Here is a 23,909-nt window from a genome sequence, read left to right on the forward strand (position 1 = left end):
AGGTGAAATAATGGAGCAATTATGGGTGTTCTTTCGTGGTACGTATCAAATGATTGAACTTGATAAGCAGTCAAACCACCCTATCACAATTGGCACTAGTATCAATCACACTTTTACTATACCCTCGTCCAATTCAGACGAGCATGTCTACTCGGTACAGCTTCATAACGAGAACTTTCATTTGCAAAAAGATGATGAAGAGAGTATTCCATTGTCTCTCAATAAGCGCTCTACTTTTGAATTAGGTTCTGAAGAAGTTGCCATCATGATAACTCCTAAAGCGAAGAAGCACATTTACTACATTGATGATCAGCAGGAAGTAACCATTTCGAGGTCCTCATCAGAGATTCAAATGAGGGCTCTTCCTGAAAAAGTTAGCCTTGTTTTAACCCGTGAGAAGAAACATTGGACAATTACAGCTACTAGTCAAACAACCGTTTATCATAATGGTTCGCTCTTACATAGTAAATCACCACTTCAAATCGGTGACATGATTTTCCTGCCGATGATGACATTGACACTAATAGCTGAGGATATGCTTGAGGTAACAAGTCCAGAGACGTTTGAAACCTCTCTCCCAGAGGCCACGATTCCGTCATCTGAAATGAAGAAAAAATACCCAAACTATCGTCGTACGCCGAGGATGATGTATGAATTACCTGAGAATAAGATTGATCTATCCTTCCCTACTCAAGAATCTGATCGGAATAATCGAAGCCTTTGGATTATTATCCTTCCTCCATTAATGATGCTTATCGTTATGGGGTTAGTAGCGATTCTTATTCCAAGAGGCATTTTCATTCTTATTTCTGTTGTTATGTTTACGACAACACTCGTTACATCGACAGTGCAATATTTTAAAGATAAAAGTCATCAAAAGAAATCAAAAGCACGTAAGAAACGGATATATAAAAGATACCTTGAGGATAAGCGACACGAACTTCATGAATTGGCTCAAAAGCAGAGAAAAGTTCTTACGTTCCACTACCCTAGCTTTGAGCGAATGAAATACTTAACCGAGCAGGTTTCTGACCGTTTATGGGAACGTAGCCTAGAGAGTCCTGACTTCCTTCAATTTCGCTTAGGAACGGGAACGGTACCAGCAAGCTATAAAATATCCGTTAATTCAGCTGACATGTCGACACGAGAAATGGATGAACTATTAGAAGAATCCCAGAACCTGAAGCGAGTATACAATGAACTGCACTCCCTTCCTATTACCGCAGACTTATTCCAGGGAGCAATTGGCCTTATCGGAAAAGAAGCAGTTGTTAAAAATGAACTGCATCAAATCATTGGACAGCTGGCCTTCTTCCATAGCTATCATGACATCCGATTTGTCTTCATCTTTAATGAAGAGGAATACGCCGAATGGGAATGGATGAAATGGTTACCGCACTTGCAAATGCCGGGATCATTTGCAAAAGGGTTTATTTATAATGAGCAAACGCGAGATCAGCTCCTCTCTTCGATCTATGAAATGATTCGAGAACGGGATCTAGAAGAAGATAAAGAAAAGCTACGATTCGCACCACATTATGTGTTTATTATTTCGAATCACAACTTAATCTCGGACCATGTCATTTTGGAGTACTTAGAAAGTGAACATACACATCTTGGTCTTTCAACTATTTTCGTTGCAGAGGCTAAAGAGAGCCTATCAGACAATATCCATACGCTGATTCGCTATATTAACAAGAGCGAAGGCGATATTCTCATTCAAGAGAAAAAAGCAGCCGAAATTTCATTCGAACTTGATCAGCACAAGCAAAGTGGTAATGAACAGTTTTCCCGAATGCTCCGCACGCTGAATCACCAGCGCGGCATAACGAATTCCATTCCTGAGAAAGTATCCTTCCTGCAAATGTTGAATATGGAAGATATTGATGAATTACCGGTTTCACATAATTGGGTGACGAATCAATCATCGAAATCACTTGCAGCACCAGTGGGACTTAAAGGGCGCCAGGATGTTGTGGAATTAAATCTTCATGAGAAAGCTCATGGTCCCCACGGATTACTTGCTGGTACAACTGGATCCGGGAAGAGTGAATTTTTACAAACATATATTCTTTCGCTAGCCGTCCACTACCATCCACATGAAGTGGCATTTCTGTTAATTGACTATAAAGGTGGAGGTATGGCACAGCCATTTAAACAAATCCCTCACTTGTTAGGGACAATTACAAATATAGAAGGTAGCGAAAATTTCAGTACGCGAGCACTCGCTTCCATAAAAAGTGAGTTAAAGAAACGACAAACCATCTTTGATCAGTATGAAGTGAGTCATATTAATGACTATACGGTTCTTTATAAAAATGGCGTAGCGGCTGTACCTATGCCTCATCTCTTTTTAATTTCTGATGAATTTGCTGAGTTAAAAACAGAAGAGCCAGAATTTATTAAAGAGCTTGTCAGTGCTGCACGAATTGGTCGAAGTCTAGGTGTGCATCTCATTCTTGCCACGCAAAAACCTGGTGGCGTAATTGATAATCAGATCTGGAGTAACGCTCGTTTCCGCGTCGCTCTAAAAGTACAAAACGTAGAGGATAGTCGTGAAATTTTAAAGAACGGTGATGCTGCATCACTAACCGTGACAGGTCGGGCATACTTACAGGTTGGGAATAATGAGGTGTACGATTTATTTCAATCGGCCTATAGCCGAGCGACATATATGGAAGACACCTCCGATATGGAAGATGAGGTTGCCTTAGTTACTGATCTTGGTCTCGTTCCTCTGTCAGAGCTATCATCATCAAAAGAAAGTAAGAAAAAGAAGCAAAGTGAAATCGAAGTAATTGTAGATAAAATCGTAGATGTCCAGCAGGAACTTGGACTCAGTAGATTGCCGAGTCCATGGCTTCCACCACTCGAAAAGCGATTGTATCGTCATGATTTTGAATCAGATAAGAAGAAAATCGCCTTTGCCCTGCTGGATGAACCTGAAAAACAAGCACAATCTCCATACGATTATGAATTAATTAAGGATGGCAATGTTGGCATATTTGGCTCATCAGGTTTTGGGAAGACGCAAACCATCTTAACGTTACTTATGAGCATCGCATCAACAAACACGCCGGAAGAAGCGCAATTTTATATACTTGATTTCGGTAACGGTGGTTTATTATCCATTAAGAACTTGCCTCATACGGGAGATTATTTCTTAATAGATGAGGAACGCAAACTAAACAAATTGTTGAAGTTCATTCAGGAAGAATTTACGAAGCGTAAACGACTCTTTCAGCGTGAAGAAGTGAGCTCCATTACGATGTACAATCGTCTAAATGACAAACCTCTTCCTCTTCTCTTTATTACGATCGATAACTATGATCTCGTAAAAGAAGAACTGATGGACCTTGATCCGATCTTCACTCAGTTTGCGCGAGACGGACAGTCGCTCGGTATTTATATGATCTTGAGCGCTACGCGTTTGAACTCGGTTCGTCAGGCACTGATGAATAACCTTAAAACAAAAATTGTCCATTATTTATTAGATAACTCAGAAGCTTACACCGTTCTTGGAAGAATCCCCTTTGCTCCAGAAGCAGTACCGGGTAGAGCCATAATGAAGAAGGAGAAAACACACTTCGGTCAAATAGTGCTACCAACTAGAGGGGAAGATGACTATGAACAGCTAGCTTCATTGAAAGAAGAAGTCCAAATGCTACAAGACAAATACCGTGATGTGAGCAAGCCTGAAGCTATTCCAATGCTACCGACTGATCTTACGTTAAAGACGTTCCATACGTACATTCCAGCTTCGGAATCAAAGAAAACTTATCCGATTGGATTGCATGAAGAAACAGTTAAGCCTGTTTTCCTTTCCTTTGCGCAGACTTCCCATTGTCTTGTACTTGGACAGGCCCAGAAAGGTAAAACCAATATCATGCGTCTTCTTACGCAGCAAGCGTTACAGCAAGAAGGTGATCATATTGCTATATTTGATTCAATCGATCGCGGACTTTTTCATCTAAAAGACGAAGTAAACACGACTTATTTAGAAACAAAAGAACAAATCGAAGAATGGATTGAACAAGTGACAACTGAATTCAAGTCACGTGCAATCACCTATCATGAGAGTATGAATAATGGCCAAACACTTGCTGAATTCTCAAGAGTTTTCCTCTTTATTGATGGATATGGACGATTTTCCCAAACTCTCGGAAACCTCCTTCAGGATCGAATGACCGCATTAATGAAAAACTATAGCCACCTCGGCTTAAGTATTATCGCATCTGGCAGTAGCAATGAACTAACGAAAGGATACGATCCGCTTACGGTCGAATTAAAGCAAATTCGTCAAATTATACTATTAATGAAGAAATCCGATCAAACGCTCATTAATCTACCTTTTGACCGGAAAGAACCCGATATTAAAGCCGGATTTGCTTATTACGTTCAAAGCGAACAAGCGCAAAAAATCCAGGTTCCACTTGTCCAAATAGAAAGGAAGGTACATGCGTGAAAGAGAAGAAAAGCATCCTTAAACTCATTCTCGTAACAGCGATCATTTTAGTTCTTCCACTCATATACTTTACTTCCATTGGAGAAAATCCAATGAAGAAGAAAGAGAGCGCAACGAAAACCATCGCTGTTATTAATGAAGATACGGGAACAGAAGAAGACGAGGAAGTAGTGAAGTTCGGAAATGACGTCCCTCCCATTCTTAAATCTGAATCAAAATACAATTGGGAAGTCGTTGGACGTAGTGCCGGAGAAAATGGACTAAACAATCAAAAGTATGATGCCATAGTGTACATCCCGTCAACATTCTCTGAGAAGATTCTAACTTATGATGAAAACCAACCTGAACAAACAAAACTAGAATACACGGTTCAGAATCAACTAAATGCCATCAATAAAGAGAAAGTTTTGCTTGAACTTGAGCAAGCAACAAATCGCGTTAATACGAAGATGTCTTCTCTTTATTGGAACTATGTATCAAACGATCTCGTCAACATCCAACAAGAGTTTGATCAAATTGTAGAGAAAGAGAAAGCATTCCAGCAAACAATGCTCTCCTTCTATACACCAAGCTCCAAAGACCTTGCTGAGCAAATGGAGCAGCAAGTGTCGATGCTTGCCAATCTTCAATCAACGTCAGAAAATGCTGAGGAACGAGCAGCAGATCAAACAAATACGATGGAAGATTTTCAAGAAAATCTAGCAAACTTTGTTACTTATACGAATGACTATCGTGAGTATCAGCAGAAACAACAAGAAGTTCTTGAACAAATTCAAGCTGATTCAGTCGATTCGATTTCACAGGCAACTGAAATGCCTCAACCGATGTTTATGAACAACAAAGAATTGTTCGAAGGTAAATCTGAGAGCGTTCTTGAAAACATGTCTCAGGTAGAAAATCAGATGATGCAGCAGCAAGAAATGTTTGCTGGTTTAAAAGAACTTCGGTATGACCAGGTTGAGCGCCAGGTTAACGATTTCTATACGCTACAAGAGCGAATTCTTAATTACTATCAGCAGCTAAAAGACTCCATGGTTTTAAATGAACTAGAAGGAGAAATCGCCACGCTTAGTAATAAGCTCGGTGATGGAGATGAGATTGTCATTCCCGATGACCCTGAACTACCTGAGGTCCCTGAAGATCCAGAAGAACCCGTTGATCCGGAAGAGCCAGGTGAAGAAGAAGATCCAATGGAAGACCTTACGAAACTTCTAAAGAGCTTACAGGATGAAGAGCCTCCTGTGATCGATGAAGATGGAGAAACAAATGGTCCAACTCCAGTTGATTTAAGTGCAGAACGCAATGAGTTGTTAGCCATCGCACAGGAAATTGTGACGCTACAGGAAACGTTGATTGCGCTCGAGGAACCAAAAGTAGAAGATCTTCAAACCGCATCGACAACGTTATTAACGCTCAACGATCGGATAAAGCAAACCGAGCAGCAACTTTTAGCCAAAGAAGGCGGCGACAAACCACTTGACGGCGAATTGGAAGAGCTAAAGAAGCTTATCGATACGCTAACTGAAGAGAATAAAAGTTTACTTGTACAAATTGAAGAGTTAACAAAGGAAGTTGAAAAGCTAACAAAAGAAAACGAAACGCTCTCTTCTCAAAAAGAAACGTTAATGGAACAGGTTGATGTATTAAAAGAGTCAAATACCGAGTTAAAAGACTTGCTAGTAATGGTATCTGATAAGATTTATCGTATTTCATCCGGCATTAATGAAAAAGAAAATGCGATTCTAGCATCACCTGCTCTATCACAAGCTAGAAAAGATACGCTATCCGTCTTTTTCCAACGTCCGATCAAAGGTACGAATTTGACGGATGTTCTTCAGTACTATGCATACCTGGATCGATATGAAGCAACGCTAAATAGTATGCTTTCTAAAAACAACGTGAAAGAAACCGTTCTACAGGACAATGACCTTCGTGAAGAAGTGAATAGCATGTTAGAACTAACCAACAAAGAAGAAGGCCAATGGGACGCGGTTGGAACTCAAGTACCAAAAACGAGCGACGCCCTGACGACGTTACAAGATGATTTCACTGTCTTTTTAGCGGACTACAAAAACGTTCTCGACACACAGCAAGCGAAGTTACTCGAAAGCTTGAATGGAATTGAAGAAGAAGCAGATAACGTTCTAAACCAGATGCAACAAGCTCAGCAACAAACCCCTGATGAAACTACGCAGGGTACGCAAGTTATGAGCAATCATGATCAAGTTAAAAGTCAGATGGGTTCTTTGTATGATTGGGTGGATTCAATTGAAGATAGCCAATCCGAAATTCTTACCTACACTGATGAACTCCAGTCTCGAGTGGCTGAAGTGCAAACAGACGCTAACACACTGAATAATAAGTGGGACACGAATGTTGCTTCAACCCTTATGATTCGTGATGATGTCTTTAACGTCATGGGGAATGCGTTTGTAGATGGTCGATCAAATGATTACGTCTATGATTTCCTAGCTACTCCAATTGACGTCACCGGTAGCGTCTTTACAGATAAGAAAGATACGAATCTTCCACCTGTTGTGATTTTATTCATTATTCTCTTAAGCAGCTTATTGATTGGTTATGCAAGCTACTACTTCCAACATGGTCCGTGGTGGTTGCAAAGTATCTTATTCTTAATGCTGACAAGTATCGTTGGTCTCGTTATAAGTCTCTACAGCTTATCGATTTACCCTTTAGGAAACGATCGTTCAATGGAATGGACAATCTTTACGATCTTACTTTTATTAAGCTGTGCAGCGTTAATTCGCGTTGCCTTTATGGGACATCATTTATTAGGATGGCTAGTCACAGTTGGCCTCGTTGCCCTGTTTGTGACACCTTTACTTGCACTTTCGACACCGAACTTTAGCTTTACTGATCCAATGTCTCGCGTGTATATGTCTATACAGAACAGTACACAAACGCTCTTTACTGAAGGTGCGATGATTTTAACCGCTATTTTAATTGTCCTGATCATTATTCAATATGCTTTAAACAAACGCTCATGGACACAAACTAAAGAGGATGAGGCTCATGAAGCCTAAAATTATCTGTCTTATTACAACGATCTTTCTCTGCTGTCACCTTGTTCCAGTGGCAGTAGAAGCAAATACGGACATAAACGAGTTATTACCGAATGAATATCAAAAAAACAAGTTCAAGAAAAACACTGACTTGATCCATGATTCTTCAAACTCGAAGGAAATGGAAGAGATTTCTGAAGATCAGAAGACGATTTCATTTAACGAGAAAAAAGTTTTTAACCCTGAGAATACCCTAAGTGAATTATTTCTTTCCATGAGTAAAGAAAATAGCACAATTAAAGATAAAGCGGAGAATTTAAACCTTTTCTCTGAGACGGAGACAGCAGCTTTTAAATCGATTAACGAAGAAGATACAGAAACAACGTCATCCTCTTTTCAACTACTGATTGGTATTTTAATTGGTGTGTGCCTCATCGTTCTAATCATGGTGTTAGTGATTTATAATCGATTGTCGTCTTCGAAAAGCTAATCGCTCATCAAAAAAGCTACGGTCCATTTCCTGGACCGTAGCTTTTTAATTTCAAGTATCTAATAGATGGAATCGCCATAGAACCAGAAAAATCATTTTCACTTTTTAGTGGTAAATAACATTTTCTTGAGAAAACAACATCCACTCACATCCTTTCTACTTTTTACCTATTTTTAACCTTCTACTTAAACTTCTCCATTCCCGTTTCACTTTAAAAATTGAGATTAATGAAGTTGCTAAACGTTTATTAATAGTTCTATATAACCATTATTTCTAACTATTCTATATTTTAAGATAATTACAAGGCCTCATGAGAGAAGTTCAATTCCACCTTATAATTGTAAATAGATTACATATTAGGAGGAATTTATTTGAGAAAAAAGTTTATTGCCCCCCTTGTTATGACGACTGCCTTAATAACTGCATCGCTCCCTTATAATAATGTTCTAGCCGTCCAGCCTGATCATCAAGTGGAGAACCAGATAGTTAAGCAATGGAACGAAAAAGCGAACGTTCCGCTATTCGTGAAAGAGAAGCAAGCAGTTAAACGTTCTTCTACTTCTGCTGAAGATGCTCTAAACTACTTGCAACAAAATAAAGAAAAAGTTAATATCAAAAATCCAAAAGCAGACCTAAAAAAGAACAATTCCGCCAAGGATGAACTTGGAATGACTCACGTCAGGTTTAATCAAACAAAGAACGGCGTCCCCGTCGAAGGGGCTGAGATTATTGTTCACTACAATATGGATAATGAAATCACTGTCGTAAACGGAGCTTATAATGAAGATATCGAAGCAAGTAAGCTCGATACTAAACCTACCCTTTCTTCAGAAGAAGCATTGCAAGTCGCAAAATCTTCTACTCATGCTCCTTCTACATTAGATCAAGTTCCAACATCCGAGTTAGTTGTATATCCATTTGAAGGAAAAAATCACCTCACCTACAAAGTGAATGTGAACTTCTTAGGTGATGAGCCTGGTAACTGGTATGTTTTTGTTGATGCTACGTCTGGTAAAGTTGTGGATCAATATAACGCCATCATGGACGCAGGTCATTTTAAAACCCAAACCGGGACTGGTACCGGGGTACTCGGCGATCATCGTCTTCTCCACGTGACAAAAAGCAAAGGTGAAAAAGAAGGCACCGTTTTTCAACTAGCTGATTACAGTCACGAAGGATTAGATGGGATCATCACCTATGATTACTCAAAAAATTATCTTGAATTGTTTTCAAACAAAAGCGCGGCGTTTAAATCTGAATTTGCAGAACCTGCTGTTGATGCTCACTATAATTCGGAACAAGTGTATGACTATTACTTAAGTGAGCATGGACGGAACTCTCTCGATGATAACGGCATGCAGATCCAATCAGTCGTTCATTACGGAGATAATTACAACAATGCTTTCTGGAATGGGACTTACATGGTATATGGAGATGGCGATGGTGAATTCTTCATCCCTCTTGCTGCTAGCCTGGATGTAGCAGCACATGAAATGACTCACGGGGTCACATCTAATTCAGCTAACCTCATCTATCGTTTTCAATCCGGCGCTTTGAATGAATCCTTCTCGGATATTTTCGGCGCATTAATTGATGACTCAGACTGGGAGATCGGGGAAGACATTATGGCACCCGCTGCCGTTGCAGATGGACGCACTTCTCTTAGAAGCTTAAGTAATCCTAGTAAATACCCTGTTGGTGCTGCTTATGTTGCTTATGGAAACGGTGAAGGAATGTATCCATCCCATATGGATGAATTTTACGACCTTCCAGCTAACTTAGATAACGGCGGTGTTCACATCAACTCTTCAATTATTAATCACGCCGCTTACCTAACCGCTCAAGACATTGGCCGTGAGAAGCTTGGGCAAATCTATTATCGTGCTCTGACTCAATACCTTACAGCTAACTCTGACTTTAGTGATGCACGACAAGCTATCGTGCAATCTGCTATTGACCTTTACGGTGAAGGTAGCGCTGAAGTGGTGGCTGCTGCAGGTGGATTTGATTCGGTAGGGATTATGGAGTAAAACAGATCAATAGAAATAAGCATGAAGCGAACTGGCTTCATGCTTTTTCTATTTCTTTCATCTTGTTTAGAGACTATTAATGAATTATCCAATAAAAAATAGTTTCATAAGCTTCCTTGCTATATTTAGATTGGCTGCTTTCTTAATAATGGAGACGGAACTACACTCACCGACAGAAATTATTTCACACTTGTAAGTTAACTAGTATTTATGGAATAATTTTATAGATAAGAAAACAAAAAGGAATAATTAAACCTCGTTAGTTGCTAGCTTATGTCTTGAAAACAATCTTTGGGAGAGTTCCACTTATGACCTTTATCTTTAGGACTTTATCATCCTTTCTTTCAGCCTTTACTGTGTCACTTATCATACACACTTTAATGTATCTATTTGACAATACTATTGAGAGTGCATTCCATCTCTCAGATGCGATGCTTAATGCCTATCTAATGCTTCCATTTTTCATTTTGATTGGTGTACCGATCTCTATCTTTATTGATTGGTATTTAACTAGAAAGGAACGGAGCCTTTATCGGTATCATTTTCTCGCTTATACACTCGCAGGAATAGTACTTTCTTCTATTTTGCCTATTATTTTCGATAGTGGCAGAGTAGTTGAGTGGCTTGCTACCTTTAGTATTCTCATTGGATGTTCCCTGATTTATTTTCATTACCTGTTACTACTAAAGAAATGGCTTAAGTTCTATAAGAGTATACCGCTCAAATCCTAACTCAATTTCTGAAGTCAGAACTTGAGTTTTTTATTTTAATTTAATTTGGTATTTCAACTTTGTTTTATTGAATCTAACCATATTGCTAGCTTTAAACAAAACACACTAGCCTTTCAACGCATTAAAATGCTATAATGACAATATTTTAAATATTAAAACAAAGGAAGGCGTTTTGGTCATGAGGTACGGATTTGCTAAGAGAGTGCAGCATCTTCAATCATCTGCAGTGCGCGATATTTTAAAAATCACGAATAAAGGAGATGTCATTTCGTTTGCGGGAGGGTTACCAGACGACGAACTTTTTCCTGTAGAGGCAGTACAAGATGCATTTTCGAAAACATTTCAGTCAGGAGGAAAGGCTTTTCAATACGATGCCACAGAGGGATATGCTCCACTTCGAGAGGTACTTGTTGATCGCATGGACAAGAAAGGCATCGCTTCACGCGTGGATGATATTATGCTTACCACTGGTTCACAACAAGCAATCGACTTATTTGCGCGGGTAATGTTTAACCCCGGAGATATTGTTCTAACAGAAAACCCAACTTATCTTGCAGCAGTACAGGTTTTTCAATCGTATGAAGTGAAAATTATCCCTGTTGATTCGGATGAGCATGGAATGGTACCAGAGGATCTTGATTATAAAATGAAAAAGTATATGCCGAAGTGTGTGTACGTTGTCCCAACCTTCTCAAATCCGATGGGAAAAGTTTGGTCACTTGAACGACGACAACACCTACTTGATACAGCAATAAAAAAGAAAGTGATTATTTTTGAAGATGATCCGTACGGAGAAATCAAGTTCGATGGAACAAAAACATATACCCCTATATCTGCGTTAGACGATGGATCACACACAGTCTATACGAGTACCTTTTCTAAAACCGTTGTTCCTGCGTTACGAACAGGTTGGATCAAAGGACCTCATCAAATCATCCGCATTATGGCACAAGCAAAGCAAGCGGCTGATTTGCATTCAAACTCTCTTGCTCACCAAGCACTCTATCACCTTTGCTCCGACTTTGATTTGAACGGTCACATTCAAAACCTCAGGAGTACATATTTTGAACGAATGAAGGTCATGCAACGATTGCTTGATCAAGCTGATCTACCTGGACTTTCTTATACGGTTCCTAAAGGCGGCATGTTCTTTTGGGTAGAACTACCAGAAGGCATTGATACGACGCTTTTATTAAATACGGCTGTAAAAAAAGGTGCGGCTTATGTACCAGGAGCTCCTTTCTATGTTTCAGATCCGAAGAAAAATACAATGCGTCTCAATTTCACTCATTCCACTCAGGATAAAATAGAGAAAGGAATGGAAATTCTAGTAGACGTCTTTCAAGGGGCAGCTGAACTGGATTTAAAAAAGATCCATCAGTAGGTATTCTATCTTTTTTTAGCTTTGTTTAAACGGAAGTGACCTCCTAATCATAAGAGGTCACTTGTATTTTACACCCATTTCACCTTTTTACCAGCTAGATTTTTTCACGCCAGGAATTTGTCCTTTATGAGCATACTCACGAAAAGCAATTCGGGACATCTTGAACTTTCTTAAATATGCTCTCGGTCTCCCTGTTACTTCACAACGATTTGTAAGACGAGTTGGTGAAGAATCACGAGGCAGCTTACGCAATGCTTCATAATCTCCTTTTTCTTTTAACTCTTTTCGAATCTGAGCGTATTGCTGAACGAGCTTCTGACGTTTCTTTTCTTTAGCTACTTTAGATTTTTTAGCCATCTAACTCTTCCTCTCTTCGTGGTATTTTGGTAAATTGTCAGAGAATGTCGACCAATCTTCCTCCATCTCATGATCAGTCAATAGACAACAATCAAGCGACTGTTCGATTTGCTCCTGGTCCAAATGAAGACCAATCATCACAAGTTCCGTCATGCGATCGCCGTGAAGATCATCCCAGCGTTCTAGTAGTTCAGGAGCTTCATGAATCAACTGTTTTTGCTCTTCAATCGAATAGGTTGCAATCCAGTTTCCAGCCGCTTCAATACTAAGGGACGGACCTGCTTGAGACAATAATCCCGTTACGTTATTTCGAGAAGCAAGCCAGAAGAATCCCTTTGCACGAACAATTTCGTCTGGCCATTGTTCAAGCCAAGATAGCCACCTTCCAGGATGAAATGGGCGCTTCCTCCGATAGACAAAAGAAGATATACCGTATTCTTCCGTTTCGGGAATATGTTCATTATTAAGTTCCTTGATCCATCCAGCACTCTGACTTGCAGCTTCAAAGTTAAATAACTTTGTGTTGAGCACTTGATCAAGAGAAAGATTGGCATGAGTTGTTGGTATAATAATGGCATCAGGATTAAGTGTACTTAAGACGGATACTAATTTTCCTATCGCTGTTTTATTCATTAAATCTGTTTTATTAAGCAATAGAACATTCGCAAATTCAATTTGATCAATTAATAGACCCACCACTTCACGCTGGTCATCCTCTGACGATTCTTCCTCACGATCTATTAAGGTTTCTCCTGATTTATAGTCATGCCAGAATCGATTACCATCAACGACGGTAACCATTGTATCTAACCTGCACAAGCGACTAAGGTCAATGCCTAACGCTTCGTCCATGTATGTAAAGGTTTGAGCTACGGGAACCGGTTCCGAAATGCCTGTTGATTCAATAACCAGATAATCAATCTCTCCTCCTTCCACCAATTCTTTTACTTCAATCATCAAATCTTCCCTTAACGTACAACAGATACATCCATTATGAAGTTCCACCAACTTTTCATCAGTTCTAGCAAAACCACTTTTAATTAGTTCAGCATCAATATTAATTTCACTCATATCGTTGACGATCACAGCAATCCGGCGCTTCTCTCTATTTGCAAGAATATGATTTAACAACGTCGTTTTACCAGATCCCAAATATCCACTTAACACTGTCACTGGGACTTTATTGGTCATACTTTTCATCCTCCAAATCAAAATTATTACGATTTAAAACGTGTGCTTTTCATAATTCGTTCTGTCGCTTTCCTCGCTCCAATAATATTGCGTGAAGCTGGACCGATCTCAAGCTCCGCAAGAGGTCCCATAACAAATAGGTGTGGGCACCATTCCAGGCTTTCTTCCACAATTGGATAACCGCAATTAGCACACGTAAGGTCTTCTTTAGCGATTAATTGAAGAAGCCAACGTTGATTTGTTAACGCTCGTTCAAAGCCTGTAGCAAAGAGCACCGTTGCTGGTCGATAAACTGTTGATTCTTTTGTCATTAATTCATTGGATTCACTAGAAACAGTTTGAATTTCATTTTGAACAATCGATAACTTCCCTTGCTTTTTTAAGTGATGCAATCGACTGTAAAGTTCAGAAGGAATGGAGCCACGATGTCTTGCTTGATGAATCATCTTTCTTCTAACATCATAGTTCTTAACCTGAGAATAAGCGTCCAAATATTTGGGCCCAAGCCACCCAGGATCGCTGTCAAAGTTATGTACACGAAATGGATGACGAGACATTAATGTGACTTCCCTAGGAAACCGACGAGACAGACCAATAGCTGTATGGACTGCCGTAATTCCTCCTCCAACGATCAAAAAAGGTGGCTTTATATTATCCATGTTTAGTTCAGAATCAAATATGTGATACCCATTATTCCATTCAGTTGCCCATGTCGGATAGTGCAGTTCATTATTACCAATCGCAATAACACTATTTTTTGTATAATAAATGTGGTGATCTTCCGTTTCAATTTCCCAAAATGGTCCTTGTTTCTTCATTAGCTTCACCTTCGTTTGACACCAACTATCTTGTAAGCAAGCTTCTTCAAAAACGGAGGTTGCATGTTGATTAAAGAGACCTAATGAGGGGCGATCATAGTAACCGTAAAAAGGGTTGTCATAGTTCATCTTTTTCGCATATTTGTCTAAACTGAAAGGAGATACATCAATGTGGTGAACAGAAGGCGACCGAAGAAACGGCATCTGAATGCGCTCGGTTCTCTCCTTCCACCTTTCAAGCGGTCCGGAATGGGGATCAATAATTAAGATCTCTTCTTTTTTAACTTTTCCGCTTTTCAAAAGGGACGTTGCGATCGTACAACCGTGAATACCTCCACCTATAATAATCCATTCATACATATGACCACCCCCGCAAATCGTAACTGTTACGATTTGTATTGTATACTAGATAAATTTATAATGCAATCTCTCATTCCAAATTGATTATATATATCATAGAAAAAAAAGGGATATGCTCCCTTTCTAAAATGGATAAACATATGGATCTTTAGGGGCCTCAATTTGCTTCATTTCATCTGGTAGTAAAAGCATCATTTCTTGACCGTTATAAGATGTGTTCGAAATTGTTCCCGTTACCTCGACCCATGTATCTTCTTCAATGGAATGAACTTGATCACTTTCAATTAAAGTTCCATAGACACTTGCATCTGCCACGCAACAGTTCATACCAAATCTAGCGACAACGATTTGCTTGTCATTAAAATCGGGTTCACGGTACACAAAACCTTTGATCGTCAATTTTTTCCCAATGAATTGCTCCAAATTCAAATCGATTGTTGTAATCACATCGAGGTAATTTTTATTCGTTATTTGAATGTGGTCCATTCCAGAATATTTTTCTGCAAGCTCATCGTATTTATTATAATCAGCAGAATAGCCCGAAGAGGTGTTTGAAGCAGGAGATTTAGCTGCTTCATTCTTCACTCGCTCATCCATTTCCTCCATGTAAGCTTCTGGATCTTCCAGAAATTTATCCACGTCTTGTGTATTTGTATCTGACGGATCTTCTGACAAAGCTGCCGAGCTATCTGGTGGTTTTGTATACAACCCTCCCCCATATTGAATGCCTCTATTTGCCGCTACTGTACTATCGATTACTTTTTGAGGAAGCCCTAATCCTCCTAGAACAGGAAGGATAAATAACAGATAAATAATCGTTTTACGCACAAATGACCCTTTCATATGATGATCTGCACCACAGTTACATTCAATCTCCTCCGCCAGGTTTGAGGACATACTTTTAAAAAATTGAATAATTCCTATTAAAAAGAAGCAGCCACCTGCAAAATAAACAAACGGAAGCATTTTCGGAGCAACATAAAGAAGGATCGTTTCACTCAGAACTAGCTTGATGATTAATAAGAAAAAACCCATTAAGATAATACTTCTTAAAAACATATGAAACTGCAGTGAAGCTGTCGACTTACTCTCGTCCAAACCCATTCCTCCTCTCTTAATTTAAAAAACCGCTTACCACTAATACAGAACAAAATGTAACTACCGTTATGGTTAACATAAGAACTAAGACAAACTTTGTCTTAAAGTATGCGAAATACAACAGCATATTTTTCAAATCAAGCATCGGTCCGTAGACTAGGAAAGCAAGTAAAGACGTACTAGAAAACTGATTCGAAAAGGAAGCTGCTACAAAAGCATCTGCTTCTGAACAGAGAGATAAAATAAACGCTAGCCCCATCATAACGCCCGTTGATTCTGCTTCATTTGTAATAAATGAAGCAAGGAGGTTGCGGTCAAGAAACCCATTGACCACACTGGCTAAAAACGCACCAATGATGAGGTATTTCCCCATATCGAAGAATTCATCGCTAGCATGATAGAACGTTTGCTTCCACTTATTTCTTTTCATCGTAGTTATGGTTCTTGTCTCTCCAATAAGTTCTTCCTTTGTCCATCTTAATTGATTTGTAGTACCGAAAATCCGGAACATCACAAAACCAATAATGATGGATAAGACAAAGCCCAATCCCATTCTGAAATAAAGTACAGTAAGATCCTGTTGAAAGGCATAGTATGTAGATGCGGCTACGATTGGATTTAGAATAGGTGCAGCCATTAATAGGACAACACCGAATTGAAGCGGCATCCCTTTTTTAATTAACCTTCTTACCACTGGAATAATGGCGCATTCACAAACAGGAAAAACAGCACCAAGTAGCGCTGCAGAAATCAAGCCTAGATACGCGTGTTTCGGTAACACTTTCTGAAGAGTTTCTTCAGAAACAAACGATTGAATCAGCGCAGATACAAACACACCTATAAGAACAAACGGGATCGCTTCTAATAAAATACTAATAAAAATAGCATTTACATTTAACCATTCACTAGGGAAATCAAACTGAAAATATTGAAGAACTTGTGTATTAAATAAAAATAAGATAACAAAGATTAAAAACAATAGGATTCCTATAAAATCCTTTATACTATTGCTTACAGTATGAATCATACATCCACCTCCATACCACCTTATATTTGTCTTATAAGACTTTTCCTCTCACTTTGCAAATCATAATTGATTCGATTTAGAATCTATTAGTGCTTCTATTATTCTATGTCCATCCAGATCACTCATGACCATTTAATGAAATGGACTTCATTCAGACATGCTTGAATGAAAATTCCGGTTTAACTTTTCTTCGTTTAAAGAATCTCCTATGAGTATCATAATCGGGTTCATTTCTTCTCCAACAGTTTGTAAGAGTCTTAGCTCTCCAGAGGCAAATTGAAAATGATAGTTCATATGCTCACCTTTAAATCGAACAATACCTTTCCCTCTCAAAACTTCCATTGGTAACTCAGTAATCCATTTTTCGAAAAGTAGTCGATCTACTTCCGCAAACCCATCAATCTGAATACTTCGAAGTGAAGAGTGGTTGTGACGATGTCCAACATCTCTGTGATTCTTATTCGTTATAGGAGTACGAAGACCATATCTTTTTTTAAATAATTCGGTTTCTGTAATGTTTCCAAAAGCTGTTCTAAAAACAGGAATATCTTCTTTCAACATACCACTCACTTTCTTATATATTTTCATTATAGAAGATTCTGTTATTAAATCCTCTTTATTAAGAATCACCAAATTCGCACAGGAAATTTGTTGTTTTAATAACTTACGAATTTCTTTACTACTTGTAAAGAAGTGTTGGTGTTCAAGAAAATGACTTCCATCTACAACCGTTATCATCGAGTTCAACTCATAAATCCGGGTAAATTCTGGAGTCGTTAATGCCGCTTCTATATCGATTGGATTGGCAACCCCCGTTCCTTCTATTAACAATACATCAATATCTTCTTCGCTAAATGACCGTAGTGTTTCGTTTAAATCATCCTGAATCGAGCAACAAATGCATCCATTTAATAATGTCTTTACGTTCTGTTCCTTAAAGTACGTTTCCTCCACATTCTTTGTACCTAACTCATTAAGAATAATACCTGTTTTCATCCCTTCCTTTCTACATTTTTCTATCATACTTAGAAGTACAGTTGTCTTCCCGCTTCCAAGAAAGCCACTAATCAAATAAACTGGTACTTTCATGTTTCATTTTCCTCCCTATCCATTCGACTCTAAAATATCTTAACACAAAACGTAATGATTTTGATTTACAAATCGAAATCATTACGATAATATTAAAAATAGAATTTTACGAGGGAGGGAATATTTTGAATTTAAAATACGGGAAAATTTTATTATGTTTGATGACTGTCTTGGTCTTAGCTGCGTGTGTTGGAAAAGAAACAAGTACAACTGCTACTAATGAAAGTAGTGAAAAAACAAAACTAAGTATTTATACAACGCTATTTCCTATTGAGGATTTCACAAGGAAAATAGGTGGGGAATATGTTGAAGTTGTCTCGATTTTACCACCTGGATCTGATGCCCATACTTACGAACCAACGACACAAACGATGATTAAGATTGCTGAAGCAGATGCATTTATCTATAACGGGTTAGGAATGGAAAGCTATGCTGAAGCTATTGCTAATTCGGTAGGTGATGTAGAGATTGTTGAAGCTTCATCTGGAATTGAAACCTTAGAACATAGTGATGAACATGACGAGCATTCGGAAGAAGAACACAAAGAGCACTCTAAAGAGGAACATTCGGATGAGCATGACCATGGAGATCAAGATCCTCACGTATGGCTTGACCCTAATAAGGCGATAGGAATGGCGGAAAACATTAAAGAGACATTAATTGAACTTAAGCCAGATGCAAAAGAGGATTTCGAAGCCAACTTTCAAAAAGTTAAAAACGATTTAACTGAACTGGATAAAGAGTTTGCTCGTTTAGTAGATTCCAAAGATCATCCTGAAATGATTGTTTCTCATGCTGCTTATGGGTATTGGGAAAACCGTTATAGCATTCATCAAATTGCGATTTCCGGGCTTTCTCCGTCAAATGAGCCATCTCAAAAAGCGCTTGAAGAAATTATTCATACGGCTAAGGAGAAAAATCTGGATTATGTATTGTTCGAACAAAACGTTACCCCTAAGGTGGCACAAAGCCTCCAGTCCGAAATTGGAGCAAAAGCACTTCGTCTTCACAATTTATCTGTTCTTACTGAGGATGATATTAATAACAAAGAAGATTATTTTAGCTTAATGCGTAGAAATCTTGGAACGCTGGATCAAGCATTAAAGTAAAATCACGAAAGAAACCCTTCTCCTTAAATAAACTTATTGATTTCAATTCATTCCTCTATTTTTCTCTTCTTTTGACTACGTAGGTATTTAACATATGAAAAAAGAACCAAGAGAATAAGTCTCTTGGTTCTTCTTCATTCTAATTAATAAGCACCCTCCGAATAAGTCAGTTCATAGCTATGAGAATAGATCTCGAAAATATTGCCGAACGGATCTTCCACATACACCATTCTAAATGGCTTTTCATTTGGATAGTATTCGCGGATCGGCATACGCTGTTTCCCGCCGTGCTGCTTAATTTTCTCAACGATTCCTTCAATATCAGGGTCCTGGATACAGAAGTGGAAAATACCTGTTTTCCAGTATTCGAAGTTATTTTCTGGCGTTTCATTTTCCGGGAACTCAAACATTTCGACGCCAATTTTATCTCCGGTTGATAAGTGAGCAATTCGGAACGTATCCCAATCGTCTCCAAAGACATCACGGCACATTTGTCCAATCGGGGAATCATCATTGTGCACATCAGATGGCTCCATCAAAATATACCAGCCGAATACTTCCTTATAAAATTTAATAGCTTCTTCGAGGTTTGGAACCGATAGTCCTATATGAGAAAAACTTCTTGGATATGGTAACATAGTTTTAAACTCCTCCTTAGTGATTATGTTCTGTCAACATACGTTTATTATACTGAGAATTAAAAGATCATGTAAGAACGCACTTTTTTGTGCGATACTAACCAAAAGGTAAGAAAGGAGTCGATCCAACATGAATTCTCCAGTGGATCAAAACGGAAAACTAAAATGCTCGATTGAATATACATTAAAGAAAATCGGCGGTAAATGGAAAACGGTGATTTTGTGGCACCTCTGTGTGGATGGGAGTTTTCGCTACAATGAATTACGCCAGTTACTACCAGGCGTCACACATAAAGTGATGAGTCATCAGTTAAAAGAACTAGAAGAAGAAGGTTTCATCGATCGAAAACAACAAAATACCGTCCCACCAAAAGTGGAATATTCGATTACGGAAAAAGGCAAAACGTTGATGCCGATTTTAGAGCAGATGCACTTGTGGGGGACTGAGAATCAAAAATAATAAGTGCCTGTCATGACAGGCACCAGCAATAGATCATCTTATTTTGAAATCTCGTAAATACCTTCTCCACTTGCCACTAATGCTTTTGTAACAACACTCGCAAAAAGGGAGACGTCAATTACACCAGGTATTTCTTTCAGGCGTTTTTCAAGTTGGACACTCTCCTGCCCTTTCTCAAACCAAACATCAATTAAAAAGTTTCCATAATCGGTAACTGTATATCCATCCTTCGCAGAACTTGAACGCACTTCTGCCTTTCCTTCCATCTCGCCTACTTTCTTTAGTACAAATGCAAGTGAATCTTGCAAAATCTCCAGTACGACTGGATGCTGATAACTTAATTCCGGAACAACTTTAGAATCATCAACTAGCAAGATATAGTCCTTTGCCATTTGAGCAATGAGCTTTTCTTGCGTGTGAATACCACCGCCGCTCTTTAGTGCATGTAACTTTTCATCAACCTCATCACAACCATCAAATGCAACATCTACTTCCTCAACGGTACTTGTTGGTAGCACTTCCAACCCCTGATTTACGCATAGATGCTTTGTTTTTAGAGATGGGGTTACGACTTTTACATTTAACTTTTCTTCCTTAATAAAGTCAATTAAATATCCAATTGTACTTCCGCCCCCAAGACCTATGATGGTTTCATCTGTTATGTATTCTAGAGCTGCTTTGGCACATTTCTGTTTCATGTTCATTTTGACACCTTACCTTTTTCAGAGTTTATCTTCTTGTAAGAAAGCTAGCTTTGGTTGGTTTTATTGTAACAAAATGAGAAGTGAAAAAGTTTAGAAAGACAAGGATATTCACAAATAATTGACGGATAAGGTCTTCGCTCTTGGAACAAACAGTTATATTCGGCATAATCCTCCTTCTAGCGATATATACTTAAACGGGCTATCTAACATGTATGGGAGGGGTAATGAGAATGGGGATATGGTTTCTTAAATTGGCAGCTCTTTATTTCCTAATTGGAGTTAGTATGGGGTTAGTGATGGAGATGATGGGGGATCACAGTTTGGCAGGCGCTCATGCTCATATTAATCTATTAGGTTGGGCTTCCATGGGCTTATTCGGTTTTATCTATATTCTATTCCCCAACGCTAGTGAAACGCTCTTAGCAAAACTGCATTTCTGGCTTTATAACGTGTCATTCCCTTTATTTATGCTTGGACTATCTTTTTTCCTTGCAGGCAATACTTCCCTAACCGTTCTTCTCATGATCTTTCCTAATCTTCTTGTCTTAAGTGTCATCCTGTTCGTTATTAACATGTTTATAAATTTGAAAGCAGAAGACGTTGCTCACTTGCTTAAGAAAAGCGAAACGACGTCACTCTAATTCTATTAAGTCGTTTAATAGTAAAACATAGTTAAAAGGTCGAGTTTCCAATTGGAAACTCGACCTTTTAACTTTATCAGTAGGTACATGTCTTTCTCCTATTTCCCAAATACAAGTTATGAATTAGTCCACACTGATTTCAATCGATTTATCTCCATCGAATGAATAAAAATTTCATCGCTACTGTATAACTCCAGACCATTACTATCCTCTTTAGGAAACACCAAATTTGTAACGACCGTTTCCCCACTATTCCCAAAAATCTCAATGGAGGATCGATCAATTAATACGGTCAATTGCAAACGCTCATGAAGTGAGTCCATCTTTACTGTCTGCTTACAGGCAAAAGAGGAATGAAAAGAAGAATCTCCTGATCGAGTTCGATCAAAAGTTAGCCTATCTGTTTTTGCATTATATTCGATGACTGTCTCTTCATTATCAGACTTTAAGACCTTTAAACCTACTATTTCTGATGAACGGGGATTAAGATCAATGGTTATTTCAAGTGTGTTTTCATGAATACCGCTTAGCACATTTTCACCTGATGTTACCTTTTGTTCTTTCAACAGTACAAGAGGCTCTTTAATATTCTTAAGTTCTGTAACTGGCAGTTGGGTAAGTAGGACACCAGCTACTGTGGATTTCAAAACTAGCTCTCTAGGGATTGTCATCGCGCTTCTCCAACCTTCTGTAGGTGTTTCATTCGCGTAGCGCCAGTTACTCATCCATCCAATCAAAATCCTTCTCCCATCATGATCTGGTAAATCTGACCACGTTACGCCTGCGTAGTTATCTCTCCCGTGATCAAGCCAGCACACATGATCTGGATGATGATCGTTTCGAAACGTTTTACCATCAAATTCACCAATGAAATATTGTGTTTTTGAACCACTATCGACATCTGGATGGTCGCCAAGGCTAACGAGTAATACCCACTTTTGTTTGGATGGATCGTGGTCTACTGGTAGTTTAAATAAATCAGGGCATTCCCATACCCCCTGGTGCGATCCTTCTTTCTCTCCAAACGTGCTGGCAAACTCCCAGTCAATTAAATTTAATGACGTATAGATACTAATGGATTGCCCTGAAGCGATGACCATCACCCAACGATTCGTTTCTTTGTGCCAAAAAACTTTAGGATCTCGAAAATCTAGAATCCGAGGTTCTGATAGGACCGGATTCCCTTTATATAATGTCCAGCTCCTCCCATTATCGCTGCTGTAAGCTAGGCTCTGCCGTTGGCGTGGTCTGTCGGATCCAGGATATGTATCCGCATGAGTAAAGATTGCTACGAGACCACTTTGCCCATTAAAGAACCCAGTTGTATCATCCCAGTCGACAACTGCACTGCCCGAGAAAATAGCCCCGTTTTGATCGGGTTTTAACGCAATAGGGAGATGCTCCCAGTGAATCAAATCTTTACTCACTGCGTGTCCCCAATGCATCGGTCCCCAAACACTACTATAAGGATGATATTGATAGAATAAATGATATTCTCCGTTAAAATAAACCATCCCATTTGGGTCGTTCATCCAATTTGATTCTGGAGTGAAATGAAACTGAGGTCTATGCTTCTCTGAATAGTTGCTTCGAGGAACGACTTGTTCAACACCCAATATTCAGCACCCTTTCCTTCAACAAAGTTTTTAACTAAACCATTAATTAATTTGTAGTTTACTAATTGCTTTAAGAAACCAATAACTAATAAAGTAAGCTAACGTACTTGTGATAAAAAATAGTCCTGCTGGGTTATCTAACAAGAAATAGAATGTCCCAAGGGTAACAACCCCAATTATGATTGTTGAATATGGACTTGCTACAACAAGAAAAAACGAATTTCGCACCAGTTCGTGCCACTTTGCTTTCACGTGAACCATCATCGGAAATAAGTATATAGTCATAAGGACAAAAATGATGCTTAGAAAGACACTTACGATAAAAATCACAACTTCAAGCACTGATCCAGATAAAGATACGATTTGGAAATTTAGGTATAAAGAAAGTCCAACTAAGCTCCAAATAAGGGATAAACCAAAGCTTTGTTTGAAATTCTCCTTAAACAACTTAAAGAAAGTAATGAAAACACCTGCATCTCCTTTTTTAAGTTGCCATGTTCGTACCACACCGAACAAAGCTGCTGTTGAAGGAAAAATCGTGATAATCGGAACACACATGATCGCCCAGATGAAACTGAGAAAGAGGAAATCTACTGCTTTTTCTAAAAAAGAAAATACCCTATATTTATGATTTCCCAACTCACTCTCCTCCCGTCGTTTACATACTCACTTGCTACT

19 protein-coding genes are annotated in these 23,909 nt (G+C 38.7%); 9 read left to right on the forward strand and 10 right to left on the reverse strand.

The genetic code is table 11. The annotated features are described in order from the left end of the window. The first annotated feature begins 10 nt into the window (after positions 1-10). The 6 genes from essC to AC0VYH_RS17120 all read left to right on the forward strand — a co-directional run bounded on the left by essC (position 11) and on the right by AC0VYH_RS17120 (position 12,123). Positions 11-4,465 (forward strand): type VII secretion protein EssC, encoded by a 4,455-nt coding sequence (gene essC / locus AC0VYH_RS17095; RefSeq protein ID WP_475372795.1) that lies wholly within the window; start codon positions 11-13, stop codon positions 4,463-4,465. Then, a complete protein-coding gene (gene esaA, locus AC0VYH_RS17100) occupies positions 4,462-7,509 on the forward strand; it encodes a type VII secretion protein EsaA (protein WP_475372796.1) in 3,048 nt (1,015 codons plus the stop codon). Before essC ends, esaA begins: the two co-directional genes overlap by 4 nt. After that, complete coding sequence (gene essA, locus AC0VYH_RS17105; RefSeq protein WP_475365680.1) at positions 7,499-7,978, forward strand: type VII secretion protein EssA; 480 nt, start codon at positions 7,499-7,501, stop codon at positions 7,976-7,978. The genes esaA and essA overlap by 11 nt, the downstream gene beginning before the upstream one ends. Before the next feature lie 371 nt (positions 7,979-8,349). After that, positions 8,350-10,008 (forward strand): M4 family metallopeptidase, encoded by a 1,659-nt coding sequence (locus AC0VYH_RS17110; protein ID WP_475372797.1) that lies wholly within the window; start codon positions 8,350-8,352, stop codon positions 10,006-10,008. A gap of 308 nt (positions 10,009-10,316) precedes the next feature. After that, positions 10,317-10,739: a hypothetical protein gene (locus AC0VYH_RS17115; RefSeq protein ID WP_475372798.1), complete on the forward strand. Its 423-nt coding sequence runs from the start codon at positions 10,317-10,319 to the stop codon at positions 10,737-10,739. A 178-nt stretch (positions 10,740-10,917) separates the two neighbouring features. Further along, the gene (locus tag AC0VYH_RS17120; protein ID WP_430241814.1) at positions 10,918-12,123 is read left to right on the forward strand and encodes an aminotransferase-like domain-containing protein; all 1,206 of its coding nucleotides are present in this window, start codon (positions 10,918-10,920) and stop codon (positions 12,121-12,123) included. 87 nt (positions 12,124-12,210) lie between these two features. On the opposite strand, the gene rpsN is transcribed toward AC0VYH_RS17120, so the two are convergent. The 6 genes from rpsN to AC0VYH_RS17150 form a co-directional block, all read right to left on the reverse strand. After that, positions 12,211-12,480, reverse strand: a complete 270-nt coding sequence (gene rpsN, locus AC0VYH_RS17125; protein ID WP_165997464.1) for a 30S ribosomal protein S14 — start codon at positions 12,478-12,480, stop codon at positions 12,211-12,213. After that, the gene (locus tag AC0VYH_RS17130) at positions 12,481-13,671 is read right to left on the reverse strand and encodes a GTP-binding protein (protein ID WP_475365682.1); all 1,191 of its coding nucleotides are present in this window, start codon (positions 13,669-13,671) and stop codon (positions 12,481-12,483) included. It lies immediately after the preceding gene. A 26-nt stretch (positions 13,672-13,697) separates the two neighbouring features. After that, entirely contained in the window at positions 13,698-14,849 is a 1,152-nt protein-coding gene (locus tag AC0VYH_RS17135; RefSeq protein ID WP_475365683.1) for an FAD/NAD(P)-binding protein, read from the reverse strand. 123 nt (positions 14,850-14,972) lie between these two features. Beyond that, positions 14,973-15,947 (reverse strand): TIGR03943 family putative permease subunit, encoded by a 975-nt coding sequence (locus tag AC0VYH_RS17140; RefSeq protein WP_475365684.1) that lies wholly within the window; start codon positions 15,945-15,947, stop codon positions 14,973-14,975. A gap of 16 nt (positions 15,948-15,963) precedes the next feature. Further along, complete coding sequence (locus tag AC0VYH_RS17145; protein ID WP_475367509.1) at positions 15,964-16,971, reverse strand: permease; 1,008 nt, start codon at positions 16,969-16,971, stop codon at positions 15,964-15,966. A 150-nt stretch (positions 16,972-17,121) separates the two neighbouring features. Then, positions 17,122-18,063 carry a CobW family GTP-binding protein gene (locus AC0VYH_RS17150; protein WP_475365685.1) on the reverse strand — a complete coding sequence of 314 codons (942 nt, stop codon included), beginning with the start codon at positions 18,061-18,063 and terminating at the stop codon, positions 17,122-17,124. Positions 18,064-18,188: 125 nt separating this feature from the next. Between AC0VYH_RS17150 and AC0VYH_RS17155 the strand changes: the two genes are divergently transcribed. Beyond that, positions 18,189-19,172 carry a metal ABC transporter solute-binding protein, Zn/Mn family gene (locus AC0VYH_RS17155; RefSeq protein ID WP_475372799.1) on the forward strand — a complete coding sequence of 328 codons (984 nt, stop codon included), beginning with the start codon at positions 18,189-18,191 and terminating at the stop codon, positions 19,170-19,172. 143 nt (positions 19,173-19,315) lie between these two features. Here AC0VYH_RS17155 and AC0VYH_RS17160 read toward each other — a convergent pair whose 3' ends face one another. After that, positions 19,316-19,810, reverse strand: coding sequence for a lactoylglutathione lyase family protein (locus AC0VYH_RS17160; protein ID WP_194219131.1), 495 nt, complete (start codon positions 19,808-19,810; stop codon positions 19,316-19,318). Between the two features lie 130 nt (positions 19,811-19,940). Between AC0VYH_RS17160 and AC0VYH_RS17165 the strand changes: the two genes are divergently transcribed. After that, positions 19,941-20,270, forward strand: coding sequence for a winged helix-turn-helix transcriptional regulator (locus AC0VYH_RS17165; protein WP_430241802.1), 330 nt, complete (start codon positions 19,941-19,943; stop codon positions 20,268-20,270). 38 nt (positions 20,271-20,308) lie between these two features. Here AC0VYH_RS17165 and rpiA read toward each other — a convergent pair whose 3' ends face one another. Then, positions 20,309-20,968 (reverse strand): ribose 5-phosphate isomerase A, encoded by a 660-nt coding sequence (gene rpiA / locus AC0VYH_RS17170; protein ID WP_475372800.1) that lies wholly within the window; start codon positions 20,966-20,968, stop codon positions 20,309-20,311. 236 nt (positions 20,969-21,204) lie between these two features. On the opposite strand from rpiA, the gene AC0VYH_RS17175 reads away from it, so the two are divergent. Next, entirely contained in the window at positions 21,205-21,615 is a 411-nt protein-coding gene (locus AC0VYH_RS17175; protein ID WP_475372801.1) for a cytochrome-c oxidase, read from the forward strand. Positions 21,616-21,731: 116 nt separating this feature from the next. Here the strand turns inward: AC0VYH_RS17175 and AC0VYH_RS17180 are convergent, their stop codons facing one another. Beyond that, a complete protein-coding gene (locus tag AC0VYH_RS17180) occupies positions 21,732-23,231 on the reverse strand; it encodes a glycoside hydrolase family 32 protein (RefSeq protein ID WP_475372802.1) in 1,500 nt (499 codons plus the stop codon). A 42-nt stretch (positions 23,232-23,273) separates the two neighbouring features. Then, positions 23,274-23,870: a YesL family protein gene (locus AC0VYH_RS17185; protein WP_475372803.1), complete on the reverse strand. Its 597-nt coding sequence runs from the start codon at positions 23,868-23,870 to the stop codon at positions 23,274-23,276. Between the last annotated feature and the right edge of the window lie 39 nt (positions 23,871-23,909).

The sequence above is a fragment of the Anaerobacillus sp. QJM3NY_32 genome, assembly GCF_056173645.1.